This is a genomic window from Methanohalophilus sp. DAL1 (assembly GCF_001683555.1).
Taxonomy (GTDB): Archaea; Halobacteriota; Methanosarcinia; order Methanosarcinales; family Methanosarcinaceae; genus Methanohalophilus; species Methanohalophilus euhalobius.
The window spans coordinates 1-6272 of the sequence record NZ_MAFX01000050.1; the positions used below are offsets into that span (position 1 = coordinate 1).

A 6272-nucleotide genomic window follows, 5' to 3' on the forward strand; every position below is an offset into this window, starting at 1 on the left:
TATACTGGCTGTGCCACTTAGCCTTTTCACTGCCATTTTTCTTTCCGAAATAGCCCCCCCAAAAATAGCTGAAACAATAAGACCTTTAATTGAATTATTAGTAGGAATTCCTTCAGTAGTCTATGGAATTTTTGGGCTATATGTAATAGGAAACATTTTTGAAAATTATTTAGATCCAATTATAGATCACTATTTTGGATTCATTCCTATATTTCGCGATGTATCAGAAGGTTCAGGCAACGGCGTATTATTGGCATCTACGGTCCTTGCTATAATGATACTACCTACTATAGTTTCGATTTCAGAGGATGCGATGAAAGCTGTTCCCTACAGCTACCGGGAAGGTTCATTCGCCCTTGGGGCAACAAAATGGGAAACAATCAGGGAAATAGTTCTGCCAACTGCTTCAGGGGGCATCATGTCCGCAATAATTCTTGGGACCATGCGTGCCATGGGAGAAACAATGGCAATAGTCATGCTTCTTGGCAATTCTTTAAAAGTTCCATCCTCTGTTTTTGATACTAGTTATGCCATGACCTCAAAGATCCTGAACGACATAGGGTACCATGTTGCTATAGAAGAACACAGAAGTGCAATTTTCGGAATTGCAGCTGTACTTTTTGCCATAGAAATCGTGTTTGTGGGACTTGCAAGAAAGATAGGAGGAAACAGATGAATAACAGGAATGTGAAAAGCCAGTTCTTCCATGGAGTCTCATATTTTGCGGCTTTTACAACAGTAGCCATTCTATTATTTATACTGGGAAGAATAGCCCTTGAAGGATTGCCAGCTCTTAGCCTTGAATTCATATTGACCTCTGAATCCGATTTCAAAGGATTTGGTGGAGCAATTGGCAATGCTATAATCGGTACATTAATCCTTTCCATTGGTTCAACTTTACTGGCAGCTCCCTTTGCCATAGGCACTGCAGTCTACCTCCAAAAATATGCAAATGAAGGTAGAATTGTGCGTGCATTCCGATTCTTCATAGACGTACTTGCAGGCACACCGTCAATCGTTCTGGGGATATTTGGTCTACTATTCCTAGTATTCTACCTGAGAACTGTTACCGGAGGATTTTCTATGATTTCAGGTATAATTGCACTTGCAATCCTGATTCTACCGGTAATAGAAAGAGCTGCAGAAGAAGCCATTAACACAGTACCGTCAGAACTTGAAGATGCAGCTTATGCTCTGGGTGCTACAAAGTGGGAAATGATTAGGGACATAACACTGCCCTATGCATTGGCAGGCATAATGACAGGTGTTGTGCTCAGTATAGGAAGGGCTGCAGAAGAATCTGCAGTTGTAATCCTTACAGCTGGCTATTCTCAGTTTTTCCCCGAATTCAAAGTTGCAGCCAGCGAAAAACTGATTTTTGGAATGAAAATCTACCCATTCCAGGATCTTATAGCAGCTCTTCCAATCACGGTATATCATGGTTTTGAATTTCCGCATCTGGTATCACCCTCCGAAAGTTTTGCAGCCGCTTTTGTACTGATTGTAATTGTCATGTTAATCAATGCCATCACCCGCCTGATAGTCTGGAAGAGGAGAATTGGTTAAAATGGGATTGCTAAACCGCTTCAAAAAAAAATCTGAAACCGAACAGGAAGAAGTAAAAGAGAATTTACAGGAAGTAGTGAATGATTCGGAAGAGTTGAAAGCAAATCCAGAAAGTGAAAAAGACAATACACTAAAGAAACGATTACGTATACCATTTTCAGGCAAGAATAAAAACGAAAATGAAAAAGAACCCTATAAACAGGAAAACACAAAGAACGACAAAAAAAGTCTCCTGAGTATCGATGGGTTGATGAAACGCATCTTCCCGGATTCCTGTGATGAAGTGATCGAACTGGGCTTTGATGTGGGCAAGGTCGAAGAACCGCAAATGGGTGTACCACTCAGAAACGTCAACCTGACCTATGCCGCAAAGGAACCTTTCCAGTACGTGCATGTTGAATTCAACGGGGAAGAACTGGAATACACCTGTCTTGAACCGCCATTGAGTGAAGGGGAGGAGCGCTACCTACAGATCATAGAAGGAGCCTTTGAGAAACTTACCACCACGGAAATCCTTGTAATAGATAGCGAGCAACGTGATGAAGCGCTGAGACAGCGTTTTGCCATGATAATTGATATCTACAGGCTGGATATGAGTGAGTTCCAGCGGGAAAAGATGTTCTATTACCTCCTGAAGAAGTATACGGGTTTTGGCAATATAGATATCCTGATGAACGACCCCTATATCGAAGATATAACCTGTAACGGTCATGAAATGCCCCTCTTCGTCAACCATCGTATGTATGGTTCTGTCAGGACAAACGTAGTCTTCAAAGAAGTTGAACTTAACAATTTTGTCATGCGCATGGCCCAATCCTCAGGCAGGCATATATCAGTCCTCCAGCCAATCCGTGACGCAACCCTTTCCGATGGCAGCCGTGTAAACCTTACACTGGGAAAGGAAGTCACCAGAAAAGGTTCCACATTCACCATCAGGCGTTTCAAAAGCAATCCTGTTTCAGTAATCGACCTGATGAATTACAAGACCTACAACTCAGAAGTACTTGCCTACCTCTGGATAATAGTCGAATACCAGCGTTCTGTGCTGGCCTCAGGAGGTACAGCTTCAGGAAAAACCACCACCCTCAACGCATTGGGCTCTTTCATACGTCCCGAGTACAAGATCGTGTCCATCGAAGATACTGCGGAGATCAATCTCATGCACCCCAACTGGACCCAATCCATAACACGGGCAGGTTTCGGTGGTGGAGAAGGAGTAGAAGAAGCAGGTAACATCCAGCTTTACGACCTCTTGAAAGCCGCCCTCAGGCAACGCCCTGAATACATCATCGTTGGTGAGGTTCGTGGTGCAGAAGCATCAACCCTCTTCCAGGCAATTTCTGTGGGTCATCCCTGTATGGGTACCATTCACGCCGGTTCAATGAAAGAACTGGTATCCAGGGTCGAATCCGAACCAATGAACGTGCCACGTAACCTCTTCTCAAGTCTTGATGTAGTAATATTCAATGCCATGATCAAGGTAGGAGAACACTTCATCCGCCGTGCCCTGAGTATTGTGGAACTTGTAGAAGTGGACCCCGACAGGGGAGATATAATCACCAATCCGGTTTTCAAATGGAATGCCTACAATGATGACTACATATTCAGCGGCGATAGTGCTATGTTCGAAGACATCTCCCAGGAATTCGGGATAGAAATCCCATACCTGAGAAAAGAAATGGAAACACGGGCACAATACCTAGACTACCTGCAGAATAACAATATAAAAGAATACAAAGAAGTTGTGCGCTACATTCGACGTTATGCCAGGGATAAGGATGACCTTATGGAGCAGGAAGACAAGGAGCGTAAAAGTCACTCAGAAGCCGATATTGAAGGCAAACCCGGTGTAGAAGAGTCACTAACAATAGAGGAAGTTGTACAGAATATCGAAGATGTGGGAAGTGTAGTTTAAGGGAGCCATTTCATATGTCCGCACAAAAAGTCTGTGATTCCGATGATCCCGAACACCAGAATGAAAAAGAAAAAACCACGATAATAGATCGATATATTGAAAAGTACAAGGTATTTTGCTACCATTTCGGACATTATGTGGACAGGCAACCCCAAGAAGACCTGGCCAAACTGCTCTATCGTGCAGACATGGAAATGACACCCGGAATGTTCGTATCCCTTACAGTGGTAACTGCACTTCTGGCAAGTGTACTTGTTTTTGTAATATCATCAGTCACATTCCATTTACTATCCTACTCCCCCTTATATCCCTTGTTACTAACTCTGTTGATCTTCATAGCCATAGTAATAGGCTTCATTTCCATGCTCTATAACAAGATATCCTCAAAGAACATGAATATTGACATGGAACTGCCCTACGCACTGGGATACATGTCCATACTGGCCAGTGCAGGTTCCACCCCCCTGCAGGTGATAAGGCGTCTCGCTGCAGAAGATTATGGGGACATTTCAATCGAGTTCCGCAAGGTGATTTATAGGGTTGACCTGCTGGGCGAAGACGGAATTTCAGCTATGAACTACCTCATTCTCAACACTTCCTCTGAGAGTTTCCGCACAATCTGCATTGATATAAACAACACAATGCAGTCCGGAGGAGGATTGAAAACCTACCTTGAGATGAAATCCAAGGACCTTATGGAAATGCGCAGACAGTCCCAGGAGCATTTCGTGGATTCCCTTTCGGTCTACGGGGAAGGGTACATGAGTACTGCTGTAATGGGAGTCGTTTTGGTAGTGCTTACAATAGTTGTCGCAAGTGCCCTGGGAATCGACCTGATTTTAAAACCGGGTGATATGTTTAATGTGTTTATATACGTCATTATGCCGTTTGTTAACATTTTCTTCCTTGTACTGCTGTGGATGAAATATTCAAGGAGCACAATATGAAAATAGAAGAATATAAACTCCGGCTCAAACGTTATTCCCAGGTAATAAACCTGAGATATAACATAAAACGTGAATATTTCACAGTAGCAATTCCGGTATTATTAGGAATTTTGATAGTTGCTTTTGCCCTTTCCACAGGCCACACATTCCCCATAGGAGGAGATGACGAAGAAAAAGCACCTACACAGATGACTGAAGCCGAATTAAAAAAACAAGCCTATGAAGAGCTCGTTGCACAAATTGAATCCCAGGAAAACGGGGAAAACATCTCTAATACAACAAATACAACTGATCAAAAAGAAGATAAAAACGAGAAAGAAAAAGAGGATGACATGGTACACATACTGGTACATGCCGTACTGGTAGCTATCATACCATATTCAATTGACTCATACAGGTTAAAAAAGAAACAAAACCGCAAGGAAGTCTCTTTCAGTGAATTCCTGTTCAAGATGTCAGAGCTCATGCGTGGCGGGATTGACCCGGTAAAATCTGTAATAGACCTTGCGAAAACCGATTTAGGTGAAATGCAGGAAACCATAGAAGGAGCAGCATCCAAACTCATACTCGGATACTCTTTTTCCGATGCAATGGAAGGTGTGGCAAAAGACCTGAAAAGTAAATTGGTTGGAAAATATATTAATGTTGTAGTCGAAGCAGCCTATACAGGCGGAGACGTGGCAGACCTTATGCAGCGCACTTCCGAAGATATGAGGGCTGTTATTGGGATAGAAAGGGAAAAGGAAGCAAGCCTCAAGCAATACATAGTGATCTTCTACCTTGCCCAGGGAATTATAATAATGTTGACTTACCTGCTTTCCACTTCATTATTGCCTATGCTACAGGGCGCCGGTTCAACGATGCTGGGTGGCAGTGGAGATGTTTCAAATATCAATTTCCAGAGAGGTTTCTTTCATCTGATCCTGATTAACGGCTTCTTTGGAGGATTGATCATTGGCCAGATCTCCGAAGGAAAAATTAAACATGGACTGAAGCATTCAGCAGTACTATTAATAGGAAGTTATCTTGCCTGCACCATTCTCATTCTGCCAACAATGGGAGTGGGAGATGCATACTCCATAAACATGGTTTCAGGGAATAACCAGGAAACAATCCCAGGAGCACCCGTTCCAGATCCAATTGCATTCAATGTAACTGATGCACAAGGCAATCCAGCTGCTGATACTTTTGTCAAACTGTCAATCAGCCCTTCAGGAATGGTACCAGCAGTTGCCTCCACCGATGAAGATGGTATGCTATACGTAACCCCTTCTATAGGGGACCAAAAGGGGACCTATACATTAACAGCAACTGTTGGAAATAATATATCCACTGCAAAAATTATTGCAAGTGATTTTGAAGACTAAAGAGAAAATTAACCAACCCTTTCCCTTACATCGAGTACAATACCCTCACTGGTTACTTTGTAGGGCACCATCTGATCCAGTGGTAGAACACCCCTCATCTTGGGTATATTTATATAGCGGATCAGCTTGTTGCCGGTATATGTAGATCTGAATTGAACAACTCCATCGACCAGTGACCTCAAAGCAAGTTCCCCTTTTTCTGGAATAATTCCCATATCCGTAGTCAAAATAAACATAATACTGTTTTTTCTGCTGCTGTCCATTATAGATTCAATCGTACTCAAGAAGGTATCAAACTTGGTGTCAATAAAAAAATATGAAAATGTATCGATAATACATACATCGAAATCAAATATGTCCCCAAATTTATTATTTTTCAAGTAATAATTAATAGATTGGCCATTGAATTCTTTTTCTACAACTTCAACGAGGGCCACATTATCACGGAAATCGCCTAAAATATTAATTCCTTCATTA

General features: G+C 42.3%; 6 protein-coding genes. 5 read left to right on the top strand and 1 reads right to left on the bottom strand.

Translation table 11 applies throughout. From position 1 onward, the window contains the following. The 5 genes from pstC to A9957_RS08985 form a co-directional block, all read left to right on the top strand. Positions 1-676 (top strand): phosphate ABC transporter permease subunit PstC (gene pstC / locus A9957_RS08965; protein WP_292343962.1); only part of this gene is annotated, 676 nt, incomplete at its 5' end. After that, positions 673-1566 (top strand): phosphate ABC transporter permease PstA, encoded by an 894-nt coding sequence (gene pstA, locus A9957_RS08970; protein ID WP_292343964.1) that lies wholly within the window; start codon positions 673-675, stop codon positions 1564-1566. The genes pstC and pstA, both read left to right, overlap by 4 nt. A gap of 1 nt (position 1567) precedes the next feature. Continuing rightward, the gene (locus A9957_RS08975) at positions 1568-3481 is read left to right on the top strand and encodes a type II/IV secretion system ATPase subunit (protein WP_292343972.1); all 1914 of its coding nucleotides are present in this window, start codon (positions 1568-1570) and stop codon (positions 3479-3481) included. A gap of 14 nt (positions 3482-3495) precedes the next feature. Continuing rightward, positions 3496-4428 carry a type II secretion system F family protein gene (locus A9957_RS08980; RefSeq protein WP_292343966.1) on the top strand — a complete coding sequence of 311 codons (933 nt, stop codon included), beginning with the start codon at positions 3496-3498 and terminating at the stop codon, positions 4426-4428. Continuing rightward, positions 4425-5795, top strand: coding sequence for a type II secretion system F family protein (locus A9957_RS08985; RefSeq protein WP_292343968.1), 1371 nt, complete (start codon positions 4425-4427; stop codon positions 5793-5795). Before A9957_RS08980 ends, A9957_RS08985 begins: the two co-directional genes overlap by 4 nt. 8 nt (positions 5796-5803) lie before the next feature. Here A9957_RS08985 and A9957_RS08990 read toward each other — a convergent pair. Continuing rightward, positions 5804-6272 (bottom strand): ATPase domain-containing protein (locus A9957_RS08990; protein ID WP_292343970.1); only part of this gene is annotated, 469 nt, incomplete at its 5' end.